This is a genomic window from Microbacterium zouquanmingi (assembly GCF_052266695.1).
In the GTDB taxonomy this organism is placed as follows: domain Bacteria; phylum Actinomycetota; class Actinomycetes; order Actinomycetales; family Microbacteriaceae; genus Microbacterium.
Genome location: NZ_JBQPQZ010000002.1, coordinates 246,967 through 265,768 on the forward strand (window position 1 = coordinate 246,967; position 18,802 = coordinate 265,768).

An 18,802-nucleotide genomic window follows, 5' to 3' on the forward strand; every position below is an offset into this window, starting at 1 on the left:
ATGGCACTCACCCGCCAGCAGATGGCCGCACGGGCGGCCGCGGAGCTCATCGACGGCTCCTACGTCAACCTCGGCATCGGCCTCCCGACACTCGTTCCGAACTACGTCCCCGAGGGCGTCACCGTGGTTCTTCAGTCCGAGAACGGCATCCTCGGTGTCGGACCATACCCGACCGAGGACGCGGTCGATCCCGACCTGATCAACGCAGGCAAGGAGACCGTCACGACGCTTCCGGGTACGGCGTTCTTCGACTCCGCCACGAGCTTCGGCATGATCCGCGGCGGCAAGATCGATGCGGCGATCCTCGGGGCCATGCAGGTGTCGGCCACCGGTGACCTCGCGAACTGGATGATCCCGGGAAAGATGGTCAAGGGGCCCGGCGGCGCCATGGACCTCGTCCACGGCGCAGGGCGCCTCATCATCCTCATGGAGCACGTCGCGAAGGACGGTTCGCCGAAGATCGTGAACGAGTGCTCCCTTCCTCTCACCGGCAGGGGAGTCGCGCACCGCATCATCACGGATCTCGCCGTCATCGACGTGACCGATGCGGGCCTGGTGCTGGTCGAGACCGCGCCCGGCGTGAGCGTGCAGGACATCGTCGACGCGACAGAGCCGCCGCTCACCGTCTCTGAAGAATTGAAGGAGATCTCATGAGTGACATCGTCATCGTCGCGGCCGCGCGCACGCCGCAGGGCCGCCTGAAAGGTCAGCTCGCGTCGTTCACCGCTCCGCAGCTCGGATCCTTCGCGATCAAGGGCGCTCTGGCACAGGCATCCATTGACCCGTCCGCGATCGACGCCGTGATCGTCGGGCAGGTGCTCGCGGCCGGTTCCGGCCAGAACGCCGCACGCCAGGCATCGATCGGCGCCGGTATCGGCTGGGATGTGCCTGCGCATTCGGTGAACAAGGTCTGCTTGTCTGGCCTCACCGCGATCATCGACGCGGCCCGCATGATCCGAACACGGGATGCCACGACGGTGGTCGCAGCAGGCATGGAATCCATGACCCGCGCCCCGCACCTGCTGATGGGTTCGCGCGATGGCTGGACCTACGGAAGCGTGGAGGTGCTTGACCACATGGCCTTCGACGGCCTCACCGACGCGTACGACAACGAGAGCATGGGCGCCTCCACAGAGCGTCACAATGAGCGCTTTGAGCTCACGCGGGAGGCGCAGGACGAGGTAGCCGCACGCTCTCACCAGCGCGCGGCTACCGCGATGGATGCCGGCGTGTTCGATGACGAGATCGTCACCGTCGAGGTACCGCAGCGGCGCGGTGAGCCGATCGTCGTCACCCGCGATGAGGGCGTGCGCCCTGAGACCACTGCCGAAACGCTCAGCAGGCTGCGCGCAGCATTCGCCGACGGCGGATCGATCACTGCGGGCAACTCTTCGCAGATCTCTGACGGCGCATCAGCTGTCGTCGTCACGACGCGCGAGAACGCCGAGGCGCAGGGGTGGCCGGTTCTCGCCACGATCGGCGCGAGCGGACAGACCGCCGGCCCCGACAACTCGCTGCAGGCGCAGCCAGCTCAGGCCATTGTGCGAGCACTCGACAAGCAGGGGCTCACTGCGGCCGATCTCGACCTGGTCGAGATCAACGAGGCCTTCGGCGCCGTCGTCGCACGCTCGCAGACCGAACTCGGCGTTTCGAGCGACATCGTGAACATCCACGGTGGCGGCATCGCGATGGGTCACCCCATCGGCGTCTCCGGCAACCGGCTCGTTGTGCACATGGCGCACGAGCTCGCACGGCGGGGGAGCGGAACCGTGGCCGTAGGGCTCTGCGGAGGCGGCGGTCAGGGTGAGGCGCTCATCCTCACCCGCTGAGATCGAGCCCGCCGCGCCGGGCGCGCACTGAGCACGCCGCGGCGTGGGGAGAGCTCACGAGTGAGTCAGCGGCGGCTCTTGGCGTGCCCTTGGGCATCGGCGAGCGCCTTCTGCGACCGGAACTGAAGCCGCTGAGCCTTCTTCGCCTTCTTGACCGATTGCGGCGAGTCGGCATCGACGAGCTGTCCGGTTCGCTCCCGCCTCATGTCGACGACAGCGCCGATCGCGAGGGAGAGAGTGATGCCCCAGCTCACCCATGAGAGCGCAGCGCGCCAGGTGATCGGTTCATCGCGCGTGCCGCGCAGCAGTGACACTCCTGCGGAGATCGCTGCGATGAGTCCGGTGCTGAAGAGGTAACGCATGGCACCAACCTACCTGCGCTCAGGTGTCCCAGGTAGAATGACTCCGGCGCGTGAGCGCTTGAAGCTGTGTATCTACCGGCCGTCGGCATCCTGACGGAAAGCGGCGACACCTGATCCCGCGTCTTCGAACGCGCGAGAGTCATGATCCAGACACACGCACCCGTTTCGGCGAGTCTCCTTCGACGAACCGGCCTCCCTTACTTTCTGATCGCCTTCGTTGCGCGACTCCCCTTCGCGATGATGGTCGTCGGTGTTTTGACTGTCGTCGTCTCCGCGCGCGGGTCGTTGTCGCTCGGCGGACTGACCTCCGCTGCCGTCGGGCTCGGTACAGCGTGCTTCGGCCCGCTCCTCGGGGCCGCGGCAGATCGTTTCGGTCAACGTCCTGTGCTCATCATTCTCACGATCGTCAACAGCGTGATGCTGGTCGTCTTCGCGCTGGTGGTCTACAGCCCATCGGCAGATGCTCTCGTGCTGGTGGCGGCCATGGGCATCGGAGCATCCGCACCTCAAGTCGCGCCGATGTCGCGTTCTCGGCTCGTGGCGATCATCAGCGAGCAGATACCGGAGAACCGCCGCAGTCGCGTTCTCTCCGGCACGATGTCGTACGAGTCCGCCGCGGATGAGACGGTGTTCGTCTTCGGTCCGTTCCTGGTGGGCATCTTCGGCTCCCTGATCGCCCCTTGGGCTCCGCTGATCGGCGCTGCAGCACTCACGCTCATCTTCGTGGGGGCCTTCGCCCTGCATCCGAGCGGCCGCCATGTGTCAGCCGACCGCGACGACGACGGTCGTGCGCCCTCCGCGGCCTCAGAACTGCTTCGGCCGAACCTGCTCATCGTGGTGATCGGAATCCTCGGTGTCGGTCTCTTCTTCGGCACGATGCTCACGTCGTTGACGGCGTTCATGGCTGATCGTGGTGCGCCGGAAGAGGCAGGTCTCCTCTACGGGGTCATGGGTGTCGGATCGGCACTCCTCGCGCTCGGGGTCGCATGGCTTCCGCCGCGATTCTCACTGCGGGCGCGCTGGCTGGTGTTCTCTGGCATCCTTCTGGCGGCGTCGTTCCTGCTTCCGTTCGCCGACTCGCCCGTCACGATGGCGTGGGCTCTGGCAGCGATGGGCATCGGGATCGGACCGACCCTGGTGACGCAGTACAGTTTCGGGGCTGCGCGCAGCCCGCTCGGACGATCGGCGACAGTGATGACGATGCTCGGCTCAGGGGTGATCGTCGGGCAGTCGATCGGATCCGCTGTCACCGGTGAGATCGCGCAGAGCTTCGGCACGCAGGCGTCGCTGCTTCTGCCCATCGCTTCCGCGGCGATCGTGCTCTTCGCAGGCATCCTGAACTGGTTCGCCAGCCGCACCCATCCCCGCAGTCGATAGCCTGGGGGTTCATCACCGGCATCGAGGAGCTCCCATGGACACCGCAGAATTCGTCGTCGTCGCAAACAGGCTTCCGGTCGACAGAGTGGTGGGGGAGCACGGCGAAGAGATCTGGCGCACGTCCCCAGGTGGTCTGGTCGCTGCCCTTGAGCCAGTGATGCAGAACGTGGACGGCGCGTGGGTGGGGTGGGCCGGGCAAGCCGACCTCGAGCTCGAGCCGTTCGTCGAGGACGGCATTCGGCTCATCCCGATCGCGCTCAGCGAGGCGGAAGTCGCCGAGTACTACGAGGGCTTCGCGAACGACACGATCTGGCCTCTGTACCACGACGTGATCGCACCTCCCCAATACCACCGGGAGTGGTGGGATGCCTACGTCACAGTGAACCGTCGCTTCGCAGAAGCCGCGGCGGCAGTCGTGGCAGAGCATGGCACGGTCTGGGTGCACGACTATCAGCTCCAGCTCGTGCCCGAGATGGTGCGCGCGCTGCGGCCGGATGTGACGATCGGCTACTTCCACCACATCCCATTCCCCGCACACGGCCTGTACGCCCAGCTGCCGTGGCGCGACCAGGTGCTGCGCGGCCTGCTCGGCGCCGACGTGATCGGCTTCCAGCGCGCTCAGGACGCGGTCAACTTCCTCACCGCAGTGCGGCGTCGCTTGCAGCACGAGGTCAAGGGATCCATCGTCACCGTCCCAGGCGAGAGCCGCTCGCGCCCAGTGCTCGCCAAAGCCTTCCCGATCTCCATCGACACCTCGCCGTATCTCGAGCTCATCGAAAAGCCCGAAGTGCGCGCTCGTGCAGCCGAGATCCGCGAGAGTCTGGGCAACCCGAAGCGCATCCTGCTCGGCGTCGACCGCCTCGATTACACCAAGGGCATCCGCCATCGCATCAAGGCGTACGGCGAGCTTCTCGCCGAGGGGCGCCTCCACGTCGAAGACGTGACGCTCATCCAGGTGGCCAGCCCGAGCCGTGAGCGCGTCGACGCCTACGTGCACCTGCGCGACGAGATCGAGCTGGCGGTGAGCCGGATCAATGGCGACACCGACACGATGGGGCACAGCGCGATCAGGTACCTGCATCAGGGATTCCCCCGCGAAGAGATGGTGGCCCTCTATCTCGCCGCCGACGTGATGCTCGTGACGGCGCTGCGTGACGGGATGAACCTCGTCGCCAAGGAGTACATCGCCACCAGGGCCGACAACCGCGGAGTTCTCGTGCTCAGCGAGTTCACGGGTGCAGCAGACGAGCTGCGCCGGGCCGTCCGAGTGAACCCGCATGACATCGAAGGCCTGAAGGATGCGATCATGGCGGCCGTCGAAATGACACCTGGCGAGCAAGGCCGACGCATGCGTCCGCTTCGCAAGCGGGTGCTCGAGCACGATGTGAATGCGTGGTCGTCCTCATTTATCAAGGCCCTCGCCGAAGTACACGCGCGGCACGCATGAGAGAAGAGATGAAATGACACACCGCTGGAATCGTGAACCCGCTGACGAGGCTCTGACCGCCATCGCGCGCACAGAACGCCTGGTCGTCGCTTTGGACTTCGACGGCACAGCATCTCCGCTCGTGCTCGACCCGATGGCGGCGCGCGCACTGCCCGAGGTGAAAGTCCAGCTAGAGCGGTTGGCGGCCCTGCCGGACACCTTCGTCGCGTACGTCTCAGGGCGCAGCATGAATGACCTGCGAGTGATCGCCGAGCACACGGATGACTCCGCCATCGCTCTGGCAGGATCGCACGGTGCGCAGTACTGGTTCCCAGGCCTCGGGGAGGTCGACATCGCGGACGCGGTGATGGAAGACGGCGCGCGCGAAAGCCTGTGGGCGGCTGCGCAGCCCATCGTCGACCGCTACGAGGGCGCACAGCTCGAGCCGAAGACGTTCGGCATGGGAATCCACACCCGCCGTGCGACGCCTGAAGCGGAGGCTGCGGTCTTCACTGAAGTCGACGCGCTCGTGGCCGAGCAGTTCCCGCACTGGCGACGCAGGGCTGGGCATCGCGTTCTCGAGTTCTCATCGCGCGTGGAAGGCAAGGATGCGGCGATGACTGTTCTTCGCGAACACTTCGATGCCACCGGCATCCTATTCGCCGGAGACGATGTCACCGACGAAGACGCCATGCAGGTGCTCGGCGCCGGAGATCTCGGCGTTCGTGTCGGACCCGGTGAATCATCCGCTGTGCTGCGTGTGGACACTCCACAAGACATCGCGGCTCTTCTGGAGGTGCTCGCGTCCGAACGCTCCTCCCGACGGGAATAGACTGCCGTCATGTCCTCGCAAGATCCTTCTTCACACGCGTCCCCAGACATCAAGCCCCGCAGCCGTGTCGTCACCGACGGAATCGAGGCGACGACCTCCCGAGGCATGCTTCGTGCCGTCGGCATGGGGGATGAGGATTGGGACAAGCCGCAGATCGGTATCGCATCCAGCTGGAACGAGATCACACCCTGCAACCTGAGCCTTGATCGCCTTGCGCAGGGCGCCAAAGAAGGCGTGCACTCCGGAGGCGGGTACCCGCTGCAGTTCGGCACGATCTCGGTGTCGGACGGCATCTCGATGGGCCACGAAGGCATGCATTTCTCGCTGGTGTCGCGCGAGGTCATCGCCGACTCTGTCGAGACGGTCATGATGGCTGAGCGGCTTGACGGCAGCGTGCTGCTGGCAGGGTGCGACAAGTCGATCCCCGGCATGCTGATGGCCAGTGCTCGCCTCGACCTGTCCAGCGTGTTCCTGTATGCCGGCTCCATCGCTCCCGGATGGGTCAAGCTCTCGGACGGCACCGAGAAGGACGTCACGATCATCGACTCCTTCGAGGCCGTCGGTGCGTGCCGCGCGGGTCTCATGAGCGAAGAAGATCTCAAGCGCATCGAGTGCGCGATCGCGCCCGGCGAGGGCGCCTGCGGTGGCATGTACACCGCCAACACCATGGCATCGGTCGCGGAAGCACTCGGACTCAGCCTGCCCGGCTCTGCCGCACCGCCCGCCGCAGACCGCCGTCGCGACTACTTCGCGCACCGCTCGGGTGAAGCAGTCGTCAACCTGCTTCGCCAGGGCATCACGACACGTGACATCCTCACGAAGGAGGCCTTCGAGAACGCGATCGCACTCGCCATGGCGCTCGGGGGCTCGACCAACGTCGTGCTGCACCTGCTGGCGATCGCCCGTGAGGCGGACGTCGAGCTGAACCTGCACGACTTCAACCGCATCGGTGACAAGGTCCCGCACGTAGCCGACATGAAGCCGTTCGGTCAGTACGTCATGAATGACGTCGACCGTCACGGCGGCATCCCCGTCATCATGAAGGCCATGCTCGATGAGGGGCTGCTGCACGGCGACGCCCTCACCGTCACGGGCAAAACGCTGGCCGAGAACCTCGCAGACCTCGACCCGCAGCCGATCGACGGCGAGGTCATCCACACCTTCGACAACCCGATCCACGCCACCGGCGGCCTGACGATTCTGCACGGATCCCTCGCACCGGAAGGCGCGGTCGTGAAGACCGCCGGCTTCGACGCCACGGTGTTCGAGGGCCCGGCGCGCGTATTCGAGCGCGAGCGGGCCGCGATGGATGCCGTCGCGAACGGCGAGATCAACGCCGGCGAGGTCATCGTCATCCGCTATGAGGGTCCGAAGGGCGGACCCGGCATGCGCGAGATGCTCGCCATCACCGCGGCCATCAAGGGTGCGGGGCTCGGAAAAGATGTACTACTCTTGACTGACGGACGATTCTCAGGCGGCACAACCGGCCTGTGCATCGGCCACATAGCACCCGAAGCGGTGGACGCAGGTCCTATCGCCTTCGTGCGCGATGGTGATCTGATACGGGTCGATATCGCAGCTCGCTCTCTTGACTTACTCGTCGATGAGGCAGAGCTCGCATCCCGCCGCTCTGGCTGGGAGCCGCTTCCCCCGCGCTATACCCGTGGCGTTCTGGCCAAGTACTCGAAGCTCGTGCGCTCCGCTGCGCAGGGCGCGACGACCGGCTGACACTGAGACAGGCTCAGGACCGATGGCAGGTTCGAGCGCTGACGACATCTGAGATCACCAAGGAAAGACATGACTGCTGACTCTGTTTCGGCCGTTCCACGGCCACCGTCCCCGAAGGCATCCGCCCCAGAGCTCACCGGCGCAGAAGCTGTCGTCCGTTCGCTGGAGCTGCTGGGAGTGACCGACGTGTTCGGCCTTCCTGGGGGTGCGATCCTCCCCGTCTACGACCCGCTGATGGATGCCAAAGACCTGCGTCACATCCTCGTGCGTCACGAGCAGGGCGCAGGACACGCGGCAGAGGGCTACGCATCGGCATCGGGCAAGGTGGGCGTGTGCATTGCGACCTCAGGGCCTGGCGCGACCAACCTGGTCACCGCGATCGCCGACGCATACATGGACTCCGTGCCGCTGCTTGCGATCACCGGACAGGTCTTCTCGAGCCTGATGGGCACGGACGCCTTCCAGGAGGCGGACATCGTCGGAATCACGATGCCCATCACAAAGCACTCGTTCCTCGTCAAGGACGCCGCGGACATCCCCGGCGCGATCGCTGCAGCGTACGAGATCGCTTCGACGGGGCGTCCTGGGCCCGTGCTCGTGGACATCACGAAGGACGCACAGCAGGAGACCGCTCCGTTCATCTGGCCGCCGAAGGTCGATCTGCCGGGCTACCGTCCGGTGACGAAGGCGCACGGCAAGCAGATCCAGGCCGCTGCAACACTGCTCGCCGAGGCGAAGAAGCCGGTGCTCTATGTCGGTGGTGGTGTCATTCGCGGGCGGGCGGCTGCTGAGCTGAAGGAACTCGCAGAGTCCACGGGTGCTCCCGTCGTGACCACGCTGATGGCGCGGGGTGCGTTCCCGGACTCGCACGAGCAGCACCTCGGCATGCCTGGAATGCACGGCACCGTCCCCGCAGTGCTCGCGCTTCAGGAATCCGACCTCATCGTCTCGCTCGGTGCGCGCTTCGACGACCGAGTGACCGGAAAGGTCGCTCTGTTTGCCCCGCACGCCAAGGTCGTGCACGTCGACATCGACCCGGCCGAGATCTCCAAGATCCGCACCGCCGACGTGCCGATCGTGGGCGATGTCCGCGATGTCCTCATCGATCTGGATGCCGCGTTCCGCGGAACCATCGGCACCACCAAGCCCGACATCTCGGACTGGTGGTCCTACCTCGACGGCCTTCGCGACGAGTTCCCGCTCGGGTACTCGGAACCCAGCGACGGTCTGCTCGCGCCGCAGTACGTGATCCAGCGCATCGGAGAACTGACCGGACCGGAGGGCATCTACGCCGCCGGCGTCGGACAGCACCAGATGTGGGCCGCGCAGTTCATCAAGTATGAGCGCCCCAACGCCTGGTTGAACTCCGGTGGCGCCGGCACGATGGGCTATTCGGTCCCTGCAGCCATGGGCGCCAAGGTCGCAGAGCCCGACCGCGTCGTATGGTCGATCGATGGCGACGGCTGCTTCCAGATGACCAACCAGGAGCTCGCCACCTGTGCGATCAACAACATCCCGATCAAGGTTGCGATCATCAACAACTCCTCCCTGGGGATGGTCCGCCAGTGGCAGACCCTCATCTACGGCAGCCGGTACTCCAACACCGACCTGAACACCGGACACGACTCCATTCGGATCCCGGACTTCGTCAAGCTCGCCGACGCATACGGCTGCCTTGCGATCCGAGTCGAGAAGGAAGAAGACGTCGACGCCGCGATCAAACTGGCCCTTGAGACCAACGATCGCCCGGTCGTCATCGACTTCGTCGTCTCCGCCGACGCGATGGTGTGGCCGATGGTGCAGCAGGGCCTGAGCAACAACTACATTCAGTACGCACGCGATCATGCCCCCGCGTTCGATGAGGAGATCTGAACCATGTCGAAGCACGTGCTGAGCCTCCTCGTCGAGGACACGCCGGGCCTGCTGACGCGCGTCGCAGGACTCTTCGCGCGACGCGGATTCAACATTGAATCACTTGCGGTCGGTATCACCGAAGTGCCGGGCATCTCCCGCATCACGGCGGTGGTCGACGTCGAAGAGCTGCCGCTCGAGCAGGTGACCAAGCAGCTGAACAAGCTGATCAACGTCATCAAGATCGTCGAGCTCGAGCCGGCGAGTTCGGTGCAGCGCCAGCACGTGCTGGTGAAGGTGCGCACCGACAACACGACGCGCTCGAACGTGATCGAGGTCGTCAACCTGTTCCGCGCGTCGGTCGTCGACTACGCCTCTGATGCACTGGTGATCGAGGTCACCGGAGATCGCGGCAAGGTCGATGCGCTGCTGCGCGCGCTCGAGCCCTTCGGCATCAAGGAGATCGCGCAGTCTGGTCTTCTCGCCATCGGCCGCGGTGGCAAGAGCATCACGGAGCGCGTTCTGCGCGGCTGACCCTTCGACAAGCTCAGGGACCGACGTCCCGATCAACCACAATCAAGGAGAAATACAACGTGAGTACTGAGATCTTCTACGACGACGACGCCGACCTGTCCCTCATCCAGGGCAAGAAGGTCGCAATCGTCGGCTACGGCTCGCAGGGCCACGCCCACGCGATGAACCTGCGCGACTCGGGCGTCGAGGTCACCATCGCGCTGAAGGACGGCTCGAAGTCGATCGCCAAGGCTGAGGAGGCCGGCTTCTCGGTCAAGAACGTCGCGGATGCCACCGCTTGGGCCGACGTCATCATGATCCTGGCTCCGGACCAGCACCAGCGCACGATCTACTCGGAGTCGATCGCCCCGAACCTCTCCACGGGCAAGACGTTGGCGTTCGCCCATGGCTTCAACATTCGCTTCGGCTACATCGACGCTCCTGAGGGCGTTGACGTCATTCTCGTCGCTCCCAAGGCTCCTGGACACACCGTGCGCCGCGAGTTCGTCGCAGGCCGTGGCATCCCGGACATCATCGCCGTCGAGAAGGATGCTTCGGGTCAGGCCTGGGCGCTTGCGCTTTCCTACGCGAAGGCCATCGGCGGAACGCGTGCCGGCGTCATCAAGACGACCTTCACCGAAGAGACCGAGACCGACCTCTTCGGCGAGCAGGCTGTGCTCTGCGGTGGCATGAGCCACCTCGTGCAGGCCGGCTTCGAGACGCTCGTCGAGGCCGGCTACCAGCCGCAGATCGCCTACTTCGAGGTGCTGCACGAGCTCAAGCTCATCGTCGACCTCATGTGGGAGGGCGGTATCGCCAAGCAGCGCTGGTCGATCTCCGACACTGCTGAGTACGGCGACTACGTCTCCGGTCCCCGCGTGATCGACGCTCGTGTCAAGGAGAACATGCAGGGCGTTCTCGCCGACATCCAGTCCGGTGCCTTCGCCAAGCGCTTCATCGAGGACCAGGACAATGGTGCGAAGGAGTTCCAGGAACTGCGTGCCAAGGAAGAGAAGCACCCGATCGAGGTGACTGGCAAGGAGCTGCGTTCGCTCTTCGCTTGGAAGCAGCAGGACGAGGATTACGTCGACGGCTCTGCCGCGCGCTGATCCACCGCTTCGAAGAAAGGGCGCCCCTCGCGGGGCGCCCTTTCTCATTATTCCGCGGGATTCCGCGTCGACTCACCGGGTGAGTTCTTCGAGCACCTCGACGACGTGACGATAGGGCTTGCCGGTTGCACGGGTCATGCCGATCTCACAGGTCCGGTTCGCCGAGACGAAGGCATCGAAGCCGCCGCGCTCGGCGTCGGCCTCAGTCAGTTCAGCCGTTTCAACGGCCGTCGCGCTTTCGGTGAGCTCAGGGTGCAGCATCCCGCGGTCGCCGGCGAATCCGCAGCATCCCCACCCGTCCGGGACGTACACCTCGTTCGCCACCGCTGCCGCAAGTGCGGTCAGCGCTCCCGTCGCCCCGAGAGCGGTGGTCGAGCACGTCGGGTGCACCGCAATCGATTCGAGCTTCGCTGAAACAGTGAGCCGGGGGAGCACCTCTCGCGCGACGAAGGTGGTCGCATCTTCTATGCGCATTCCGGAATATTCCGGATACTCTGCGAGCGACTTCGCCAGCATCACGTGCAGTCCCTCCGTGCACGAGGCGGCGTCGCAGACGATCGGGAGCTGGCCGTGACGGCTCGCCTCCCAGAGGTTGGAGAGCACGCGCTCGGTCATCCGGTCGTAGCCCGAGAGCTGCCCCTTCGACTTCCACGGTGTGCCGCAGCAGAGGCTGCCTGCGTCCTCTGGGATCACAATGGGGATGCCGGTGCGATCGAGCAGCGCGCGCACGGCGTCGCGCGAGCCTTCACCATGACCTTCCGGTCCGAACATCGTCCCGATGCATGCGCCGAAGAACACCGCCTGTGCGTCAGCGGGATTCGACGCCTTCGGGGCGGGCGAGCCGCCGCGGGGGAGGTCTCCGTCGTAGAGCGGCACAGTATCCGCGCCGAGAACCGCTCGTCCGAGCTGCGTGGCTCCGCGCACGAGCTGAGCGGGCAAGGCATCCGCGATCGTGAGCGCAACGCCCCCGATCCGCGTCACCGCGCCCCAGCCCCGGGCTGCAGCATCCCACACGCCGTCCTCGAGCTTCGATGCCTCTTCGGCGCGCAGCCGGCGCACCAGATCTCCGGTGTTGATGTCGACCGGGCAGGCCACCGCGCACATCCCGTCGACGGCGCAGGTCTGCACCCCGTCGTAGTCGTAGTCGGCACGCAGATCCTTCAGGAGCTCAGTATCGCCCTGCTCTTCTGCCCACGCCATGTCACGCCGCAAGACGATCCGCTGGCGGGGAGTGAGGGTGATGTCCTTGCTCGGACACGTGGGCTCGCAGTATCCGCACTCCACACAGCGATCGACTTCGCTCTCGACGGTCGGCACGCGCTTGAGGTCCTGCAGGTAGGACTCGGCGTCCTCGGAGAGCACGACCCCGGGGTTCAGGATCCCCTGGGGATCGACCAGGCGCTTGATCTCCCACATCAGGTCGGTGAGGAAATCTCCGTATTGGCGACGCACAAACGGCGCCATGATCCGTCCGGTGCCGTGTTCAGCCTTCAGCGACCCGGCCTGTGCGAGCACGAGGTCCACGAGATCATCGGTGAAGCGGCGGTACCGCGCGAGGCTCTCCGCATCGTCGAAGCGCTCCTTGAGGAGGAAGTGCACATTACCGTCTTTGGCGTGGCCGAAGATGACGCAGTCTTTGTAGTCGTGGATGGCGAACAGCTCGATCAGCCGCTCGCACGTCGCCAGCAGCCTGTCGACCGGAACGACGATGTCTTCGAGCAGTGCGGTCGTGCCGGACGGGCGGGCACCGGCGACGGCCGTGTACAGGCCCTTGCGGACACTCCACAGCGAGGCGCGCTGGGCGGCATCGGTCGTCAGCGCGGGTTCGACGGCGAGGGGGAGGGCGCGGAAACGGCCCAGGGCGCGCTCGCTCTTCTCGACGAGCTCGTCCGGATCGGACGCATGCACCTCGACGAGGAGCGCTGCGTGCGCGTCGACCGTGATGCTCGCGATGGATGTGGGGACATCGCTCAGCCCCTGTGCGACGCGGAGCGATGCGGCATCCATCAGCTCGATCGTTGCGAGGTGCTGCGCGACCAGATCGGGAAGAGCTCCCATGGCATCCGCGAGGGATTCGAAGACGAGCAGTCCCGTGGCGATCTGCGGGCGCACCTCCACAGTGCGGAACCGGGCTTCGGCGACGAACGCCAAGGTGCCCTCGGATCCGATCACGAGGTGTTCGAGAATCTTCACCGGATCATCGAAATCGACCAGTGAGTTCAGCCCGTAACCCATCGTGTTCTTCATCGAGAACTGTCGGAGGATGAACTCGACCGACTCCGGGTCGGCGAGAAGCCGTTCTCGCAGAGTCAGCAGGCCCTCCGCGAGGGCCGGCTCCGCGGACTGGAGCTGCTCGAGCGCGTCGGGCGCGCCGGTGTCGAGAACGGTTCCGCTCGGCAGCACGAGCAGCAGCGAATCTACCGTCTGATACGAGTTCTCCGTGACACCGCAGGCCATACCGCTGGAGTTGTTCGCGATGACGCCACCGATCGTGCACGCGATCTCGCTCGCGGGATCAGGGCCGAGCTTTCGCCGGTAGCGGGCCAGACGCGTATTGACCTGGCGCACGGTGGCGCCCGGCTCGACGCGAACCAGACGCCCTTCGTCTTCGACGTGGATGCCGCGGAAATTGCTTCGAGTGTCGACGAGGACATCACCGGATACGGCCTGACCAGAAAGGCTCGTCCCGCCCGAACGGAAAGTGAGCGTTCGCCCAGCGGCGCGCACGGCATCGAAGGTGCGAGCGACTCCGGCGGCGTCTTGCGGGGTGAGGACGGCGTCGGGGATCAGGAGGTAGTGCGACGCGTCATGCGCTCGCGCGAACCGGTCGATTGAGCGCGAGGAGATCGCCGTCTGGGAGCCGAGTCGCTCAACGTCGAGCGGATGCGCGAGAGTCGTGGACACGACAGCCTCCAAAAGTTGTCTGACAAGAATACAGGGGAGTCTAGTCTCGTCTAGGCTCATGATGTGACAAGCACGGATGAACCCCTCGGCATCGTCGGAGTCGTCGACGCTGTCACGCGTCGACTTCGCTCGCAGATCCTCTCCGGGGAGATCGCCGCTGACGCCGCACTGACCGAGGCGAAAGTCTCAGCATCCTTCGGCGTCGCCCGACCCAGCGCGAAAGCAGCGATCGAACAGCTCGTCGCCTCTGGGCTGTTGGTGCGCACAGCGCATCGTTCCGCGCGGCTCGTGGCGATCGATGCGGCGATGGTGCACGACGTCTACCGCACCCGCACGAGGTTGGAGAGCGCGGCCCTGCGCGAGCTTGCGGCAGGCCGGAGCGTTGTTCCCGCTGCCGCGCACGCGAACGCAGAGATCTTCGCGATGGATCCAGGACCGGATGCTGCAACCGTCGAACCTGACCTTCGCTTTCACACTGCGCTCATCGACGGCATCGCGAGCCCGCGGACTTCACGCATGTATGCCAGCGTGCTCGACGAGGTGCGCCTGTGCATGGCGCAGGTGCAGAATCGAAGACTGCTCGATGCGCGCGACATCGCCACGCAGCACGCTGACATCCTCGACGCTGTCGCGGCAGGCGATGGCGAACGCGCTGCGGCGCTGCTGGCCGCGCATCTCGGCGCGGCCGAACAGCGCCTGGTCGAGGCGTTGGGGGAGTGCACGCACTCCGAGTGAGGCTATTCGCTCTCGCTGCCCGACGCGTCCTGAATCTCGATCGGGGCATCCGCAGGGTCCGCCCAGACGGGAGCGGGGAGCATGGTGTTCACCGCTCCGCCCTGGATCGCGCGGAGTGCATCAGCGATCTCGTCGGCATTCTCCGGCACCGCGAGGCCGCACGTGCGCAGCTCAGAGGCGAACTTCAGCGTCAGACGGATCTTTCCCGCTTCGATGGCCTGCGCCGTCGTGCCGGTGCGCTTCTCGCTGCCGGTCTGGATGTCGGAGACCTCTTCGCACACGTGGTAAACGGATCCACCGTCGACCCAGACGACCTCGTCCTGTCCGAGCAGCTGGATGACCGTCGACTGGTCGGCGGTGTACTGCTCTACCGATGACGGGTTGTAGTCGATGCCGAGCGCGACAGCAGCGATGGCGAGAACGACACCGACGATGCCGGCCGTCGTCTTCTGCCCCTTGTCCATGTCCTTGTTGAGGAAGATCAGGATGACCAGCGGCAGGAACGCGATGACAGCGATGATCGCGCCCAGCTGATTTTGGACGAAGAACCTCACCGTGTCGGACTTCTTCGCCGGATCGAGCTTGTTCGCCTTCTTCCAGAGGAAAGAGCCGGTGATCGACAGCGCAGCGATCACGACCAGCACCACGATCAGGGTGATGAACGCCCACTGCGGGAACTGAGCGGAAACGCCCTGTTCCTCGAGCAGGCCGGTGTCGGCGTTACGAACGAGGACACCGTCCTCGCCGACGTATTCGCGCTGACGAAGCAGCCAGAAGATGGCCACGGCCTCGGCTGCGATCGCGACGGCCCAGAGCACCACCGCGATCCAGCGGAACATCGTGGCCTTCTGCTTCGCCTCCGCGGTCGGGGTCCAGGTACGTTCCGTCGTCGCTGCGACGTCGGATGCGGGCGACTTCTTCTTGTGTTCTGCCACGGTGGATCCCCCTTGTGATGCTGTGAACTCCCTGAGCATATCGGCAGCGCTTGCGGGTAGCTACGCTGGAGCCATGACATCGGATGCGGACGACGCGCTTTCCTGGGAAGGCGATGACGGTCACCCAGATCAGAAGAGCGCGGCCGAGGCCGAGCGCGAGCCAGTACTCCCGAAGGGCTGGAAGGCCGTCGGCAAAGACAGTACAGCGGTAGAAGATTCCGGTTCGGACGGCGCCATCGTCGACTCGGAGGAACCGCCCGCATTGAGCACTCCAATGCTGCTGCTGGCGGGGATCATGGGCGGGATCTACTTGCTCTACACGATCGGATGGATCATCGGGGGCTTCCGCCTGCAGGTGGGCGCGCTCTTCCTCATCCCAAACGTGATGTACCAGGTGGGCGTCTGGGCGGCAGTGCTGGCGCCAGCACTGTGGTTCACCGCGGTATGGCTGCTCACCCGTCACTCGCCATCCTGGCAGCGCATCCTCTGGCTCCTGGTGGGGGTCGTGCTGCTTGTGCCATGGCCATTCGTTATGACGGGGGCGGTGGGAGCATGAGCGAGCAGACTGTGCAGAGCAGGCCTTCGCTGGGCATTCTGAAGACGATCATCATCGGTGCCGCAGGTCTCTTCTACGCCTACGGTGTGTGGAATGCGATCGCGTATCTCGTGACATTCGCGCAGCTGGGGCTGAACGCGTACGGCTGGTTCGTGCTGATCTTCTCGGTGCTGTTCCCGATCCTCGTGTTCGCCGGGGCATTCGCTCTCGGCAGACGGCGCACTGCGCTGGAGCTCAGCGTGGTGATGATTGCGGGGCTCGGGTTGGTCGCGGTGTTCTGGATCAACGTCGTCGCCCTCAGTGCGGTCAACCCGCTGTCGTTGACCTCGTGACCCCGCGCGTCACATGAACGGAGTGGGCGCAAGGCTCAGGTAGGGTGGACACGATCGCGCCCCCGACGGTGTGCGGCGCATCGATCCCCATCCGCGCTGTGCCGCCAACTCGAAGGATCCGCCTGTGCCAAAGCCCGTCGTGCTCATTGCCGAAGTCCTCTCACCCGCAACGATCGAGGCGCTCGGCCCCGACTTCGACGTCCGTCAGGTGGACGGCACGGATAGAGAAACGCTGTTCTCGGCGCTGGCAGATGCAGACGCGGTCTTGGTGCGCTCGGCGACCAAGATGGATGCTGAGGCTCTCGGCCACGCCCCCAAGCTCAAGGTGATCGCACGTGCCGGCGTCGGCCTCGACAACGTAGACATCGCGGCTTCGACCAAGGCCGGGGTCATGGTGGTCAACGCCCCGACCTCGAACATCATCTCTGCCGCAGAGCTCACCTGCGCTCACATCCTGAGCCTTGCCCGCCACGTGCCCGCCGCCAACGCATCGCTCGCAGGCGGAGCGTGGAAGCGCAGCTCGTACACCGGCACCGAGCTGTTCGACAAGACGCTCGGCATTGTCGGCCTCGGTCGCATCGGCGCGCTCGTCGCCGCGCGCATGCAGTCGTTCGGCATGAAGATCGTGGCGTACGACCCCTACGTGACAAGTGCTCGCGCCCAGCAGCTCGGTGTCGAGCTGCGCACCCTCGATGAGCTCGTGGCCGAGGTCGACTTCCTCACCATCCACATGCCGAAGACCCCCGAGACCACGGGAATGATCAGCGCAGAGCAATTCGCTGCGATGAAGAACACGGCGTACGTCATCAACGTCGCCCGTGGCGGCCTGATCGACGAGGTCGCACTGCGCACCGCCCTGCAGAACGGCGAGATCGCCGGGGCCGGCCTCGACGTGTTCACCTCCGAGCCCCCTGCAGAGGGCGGCTCTGCACACGACCTGCTCGCGTTGCCGAACGTCGTCGTCACCCCGCACCTGGGAGCCTCGACCGACGACGCGCAGGAGAAGGCGGGCATTTCGGTGGCCCGCTCGGTCAAGCTCGCGCTCGAAGGAGACCTCGTCCCGGATGCGGTGAACGTCGCCGGTGGCGTGATCGACCCGTTCGTGCGTCCTGGGATCGCGCTGGTCGAAAAGCTCGGACAGATCTTCAGCGGACTGGCAGGCTCCGCAGTCACGACCCTCGACATCGAGGTTCGCGGCGAGCTCGCGGACTACGACGTGAGCGTGTACAAGCTTGCAGCCCTCAAGGGCATCCTCTCCAACGTGGTCAGTGAGAACGTCTCATACGTCAACGCACCGCTGTTCGCCGAACAACGTGGCATCGAAGCGCGTCTGATCGTCGAGAAGGAAAGCCCCGAGTACCGCAACCTCACAACGCTTCGCGGCGCCCTCGCCGATGGCACTGTTCTCTCGGTCGCGGGAACCCTCGCAGGCACACGAATGGTGGAGAAGATCGTCGGCATCAACGGTCACGATATCGAGGTTCCGATCGAGACGAACCACATCGTCATGCAGTACATCGATCGTCCAGGCATCGTCGCTGTCTATGGCCAGAAGTTCGGTGACGCAGGCATCAACATCGCCGGCATGCAGGTCGCTCGCCGTGCCGCCGGTGGCGAGGCGCTCACCGTTCTCACCGTCGACTCCCGGGTTCCGGATGAGCTGCTCGCCGAGGTCGGTGAGGCTATCGAGGCCACACTCATGAAGCAGATCGAGATCGCCGAGGTCTGAGCCGACTCACGTGGCTGCGCGCGTGACCAGATCCACCAGCGCGCGCAGCTCGGCATCGCGGGGGACCAGCGGCTCAAGGCCCTGCGCGTCGAGCGAGTTGTTGAAGTACAGCCCGTCACTGACGAGGAGTACGAGGTCGAGCGCGGTCTCGTCGCGCACATGCGGCCTGATCGCCTCGCCCCAGCTGCGCCGGGTGTCGCGCAGTGCGCGCACAGCGTCGGGTGATCCGCCCTGCGCGAGGCGCGAGACGGCGATGAGCGCGCGGTCGAGCGGCTCGTTCTCCATGACGGATGTGCGGATGTAATACGCGACAGGGCCATCGGATGCCGCAGCCATCTCTTCGAGATCTGCTTCGACGAGACGCTCCAGGCGTGTGATCATGCCCGCAGCGAGATCGTCCTTCGAAGCGAAGTGATATAGCAGCCCGCCCTTGGACACTCCCGCCGACTTCGCGGTGGCATCCAGAGTGGCCGTCCGTTCGCCGTCCTCGATGAGGATCACTTCAAAGGCGTCCAGGACGCGTTCGCGTGCCAGGGGAGGGCGAGACATATCTGTTACTATACCAGCCGGACGGTTTAGTAACA

At 65.3% G+C, this 18,802-nt stretch carries 17 protein-coding genes; 13 read left to right on the forward strand and 4 right to left on the reverse strand.

What is annotated here, in order from left to right; translation table 11 throughout:
- Together ACTU6U_RS05350 and ACTU6U_RS05355 are read left to right on the forward strand one after the other, a co-directional pair.
- Positions 1 to 654, forward strand: a complete 654-nt coding sequence (locus ACTU6U_RS05350) for a 3-oxoacid CoA-transferase subunit B (RefSeq protein ID WP_443468132.1) — start codon at positions 1 to 3, stop codon at positions 652 to 654.
- Complete coding sequence (locus ACTU6U_RS05355) at positions 651 to 1,829, forward strand: acetyl-CoA C-acetyltransferase (protein WP_443468133.1); 1,179 nt, start codon at positions 651 to 653, stop codon at positions 1,827 to 1,829. Before ACTU6U_RS05350 ends, ACTU6U_RS05355 begins: the two co-directional genes overlap by 4 nt.
- Before the next feature lie 65 nt (positions 1,830 to 1,894).
- On the opposite strand, the gene ACTU6U_RS05360 is transcribed toward ACTU6U_RS05355, so the two are convergent.
- Positions 1,895 to 2,191, reverse strand: coding sequence for a hypothetical protein (locus ACTU6U_RS05360; RefSeq protein WP_443468134.1), 297 nt, complete (start codon positions 2,189 to 2,191; stop codon positions 1,895 to 1,897).
- Between the two features lie 141 nt (positions 2,192 to 2,332).
- Between ACTU6U_RS05360 and ACTU6U_RS05365 the strand changes: the two genes are divergently transcribed.
- The 7 genes from ACTU6U_RS05365 (at position 2,333) to ilvC (ending at position 11,027) form a co-directional block, all read left to right on the forward strand.
- Positions 2,333 to 3,568 carry an MFS transporter gene (locus ACTU6U_RS05365; RefSeq protein WP_443468135.1) on the forward strand — a complete coding sequence of 412 codons (1,236 nt, stop codon included), beginning with the start codon at positions 2,333 to 2,335 and terminating at the stop codon, positions 3,566 to 3,568.
- Between the two features lie 34 nt (positions 3,569 to 3,602).
- On the forward strand, positions 3,603 to 5,015 hold the full coding sequence (locus tag ACTU6U_RS05370; protein WP_443468136.1) for an alpha,alpha-trehalose-phosphate synthase (UDP-forming): 1,413 nt from the start codon (positions 3,603 to 3,605) through the stop codon (positions 5,013 to 5,015).
- A gap of 13 nt (positions 5,016 to 5,028) precedes the next feature.
- A complete protein-coding gene (otsB, locus tag ACTU6U_RS05375) occupies positions 5,029 to 5,826 on the forward strand; it encodes a trehalose-phosphatase (RefSeq protein ID WP_443468137.1) in 798 nt (265 codons plus the stop codon).
- A gap of 9 nt (positions 5,827 to 5,835) precedes the next feature.
- Positions 5,836 to 7,554, forward strand: a complete 1,719-nt coding sequence (ilvD, locus tag ACTU6U_RS05380; RefSeq protein ID WP_443468138.1) for a dihydroxy-acid dehydratase — start codon at positions 5,836 to 5,838, stop codon at positions 7,552 to 7,554.
- 69 nt (positions 7,555 to 7,623) lie between these two features.
- Positions 7,624 to 9,426: an acetolactate synthase large subunit gene (locus ACTU6U_RS05385; RefSeq protein ID WP_443468139.1), complete on the forward strand. Its 1,803-nt coding sequence runs from the start codon at positions 7,624 to 7,626 to the stop codon at positions 9,424 to 9,426.
- 3 nt (positions 9,427 to 9,429) lie between these two features.
- Entirely contained in the window at positions 9,430 to 9,939 is a 510-nt protein-coding gene (ilvN, locus tag ACTU6U_RS05390) for an acetolactate synthase small subunit (protein ID WP_443468140.1), read from the forward strand.
- A 59-nt stretch (positions 9,940 to 9,998) separates the two neighbouring features.
- On the forward strand, positions 9,999 to 11,027 hold the full coding sequence (gene ilvC, locus ACTU6U_RS05395) for a ketol-acid reductoisomerase (protein ID WP_443468141.1): 1,029 nt from the start codon (positions 9,999 to 10,001) through the stop codon (positions 11,025 to 11,027).
- Between the two features lie 72 nt (positions 11,028 to 11,099).
- Here ilvC and ACTU6U_RS05400 read toward each other — a convergent pair whose 3' ends face one another.
- Positions 11,100 to 13,991, reverse strand: a complete 2,892-nt coding sequence (locus tag ACTU6U_RS05400; protein WP_443468142.1) for an FAD-binding and (Fe-S)-binding domain-containing protein — start codon at positions 13,989 to 13,991, stop codon at positions 11,100 to 11,102.
- 3 nt (positions 13,992 to 13,994) lie between these two features.
- On the opposite strand from ACTU6U_RS05400, the gene ACTU6U_RS05405 reads away from it, so the two are divergent.
- Positions 13,995 to 14,666: a GntR family transcriptional regulator gene (locus tag ACTU6U_RS05405; protein WP_443468143.1), complete on the forward strand. Its 672-nt coding sequence runs from the start codon at positions 13,995 to 13,997 to the stop codon at positions 14,664 to 14,666.
- A gap of 2 nt (positions 14,667 to 14,668) precedes the next feature.
- Here the strand turns inward: ACTU6U_RS05405 and ACTU6U_RS05410 are convergent, their stop codons facing one another.
- On the reverse strand, positions 14,669 to 15,601 hold the full coding sequence (locus ACTU6U_RS05410; protein ID WP_443468144.1) for a hypothetical protein: 933 nt from the start codon (positions 15,599 to 15,601) through the stop codon (positions 14,669 to 14,671).
- 73 nt (positions 15,602 to 15,674) lie between these two features.
- Here ACTU6U_RS05410 and ACTU6U_RS05415 point away from each other — a divergent pair, with 73 nt between their 5' ends.
- The 3 genes from ACTU6U_RS05415 (at position 15,675) to serA (ending at position 18,218) form a co-directional block, all read left to right on the forward strand.
- A complete protein-coding gene (locus tag ACTU6U_RS05415) occupies positions 15,675 to 16,157 on the forward strand; it encodes a hypothetical protein (protein ID WP_443468145.1) in 483 nt (160 codons plus the stop codon).
- Entirely contained in the window at positions 16,154 to 16,489 is a 336-nt protein-coding gene (locus tag ACTU6U_RS05420; RefSeq protein WP_443468146.1) for a hypothetical protein, read from the forward strand. The genes ACTU6U_RS05415 and ACTU6U_RS05420 overlap by 4 nt, the downstream gene beginning before the upstream one ends.
- A gap of 124 nt (positions 16,490 to 16,613) precedes the next feature.
- Positions 16,614 to 18,218: a phosphoglycerate dehydrogenase gene (gene serA / locus ACTU6U_RS05425; RefSeq protein ID WP_443468147.1), complete on the forward strand. Its 1,605-nt coding sequence runs from the start codon at positions 16,614 to 16,616 to the stop codon at positions 18,216 to 18,218.
- Between the two features lie 6 nt (positions 18,219 to 18,224).
- Here serA and ACTU6U_RS05430 read toward each other — a convergent pair whose 3' ends face one another.
- A complete protein-coding gene (locus ACTU6U_RS05430; protein ID WP_443468148.1) occupies positions 18,225 to 18,767 on the reverse strand; it encodes a TetR/AcrR family transcriptional regulator in 543 nt (180 codons plus the stop codon).
- Between the last annotated feature and the right edge of the window lie 35 nt (positions 18,768 to 18,802).

Coding starts and splice junctions, on each gene's coding strand:
- ACTU6U_RS05360 (WP_443468134.1), bottom strand. CDS start 2,191: ATGCGTTACCTCTTCAGCACCGGACTCATCGCAGCGATCTCCGCAGGA.
- ilvN (WP_443468140.1), top strand. CDS start 9,430: ATGTCGAAGCACGTGCTGAGCCTCCTCGTCGAGGACACGCCGGGCCTG.
- ilvD (WP_443468138.1), top strand. CDS start 5,836: ATGTCCTCGCAAGATCCTTCTTCACACGCGTCCCCAGACATCAAGCCC.
- otsB (WP_443468137.1), top strand. CDS start 5,029: ATGACACACCGCTGGAATCGTGAACCCGCTGACGAGGCTCTGACCGCC.
- ACTU6U_RS05355 (WP_443468133.1), top strand. CDS start 651: ATGAGTGACATCGTCATCGTCGCGGCCGCGCGCACGCCGCAGGGCCGC.
- ACTU6U_RS05350 (WP_443468132.1), top strand. CDS start 1: ATGGCACTCACCCGCCAGCAGATGGCCGCACGGGCGGCCGCGGAGCTC.
- ACTU6U_RS05420 (WP_443468146.1), top strand. CDS start 16,154: ATGAGCGAGCAGACTGTGCAGAGCAGGCCTTCGCTGGGCATTCTGAAG.
- ACTU6U_RS05415 (WP_443468145.1), top strand. CDS start 15,675: ATGACATCGGATGCGGACGACGCGCTTTCCTGGGAAGGCGATGACGGT.
- ACTU6U_RS05365 (WP_443468135.1), top strand. CDS start 2,333: ATGATCCAGACACACGCACCCGTTTCGGCGAGTCTCCTTCGACGAACC.
- ACTU6U_RS05385 (WP_443468139.1), top strand. CDS start 7,624: ATGACTGCTGACTCTGTTTCGGCCGTTCCACGGCCACCGTCCCCGAAG.
- ACTU6U_RS05430 (WP_443468148.1), bottom strand. CDS start 18,767: ATGTCTCGCCCTCCCCTGGCACGCGAACGCGTCCTGGACGCCTTTGAA.
- ACTU6U_RS05400 (WP_443468142.1), bottom strand. CDS start 13,991: ATGAGCCTAGACGAGACTAGACTCCCCTGTATTCTTGTCAGACAACTT.
- ACTU6U_RS05370 (WP_443468136.1), top strand. CDS start 3,603: ATGGACACCGCAGAATTCGTCGTCGTCGCAAACAGGCTTCCGGTCGAC.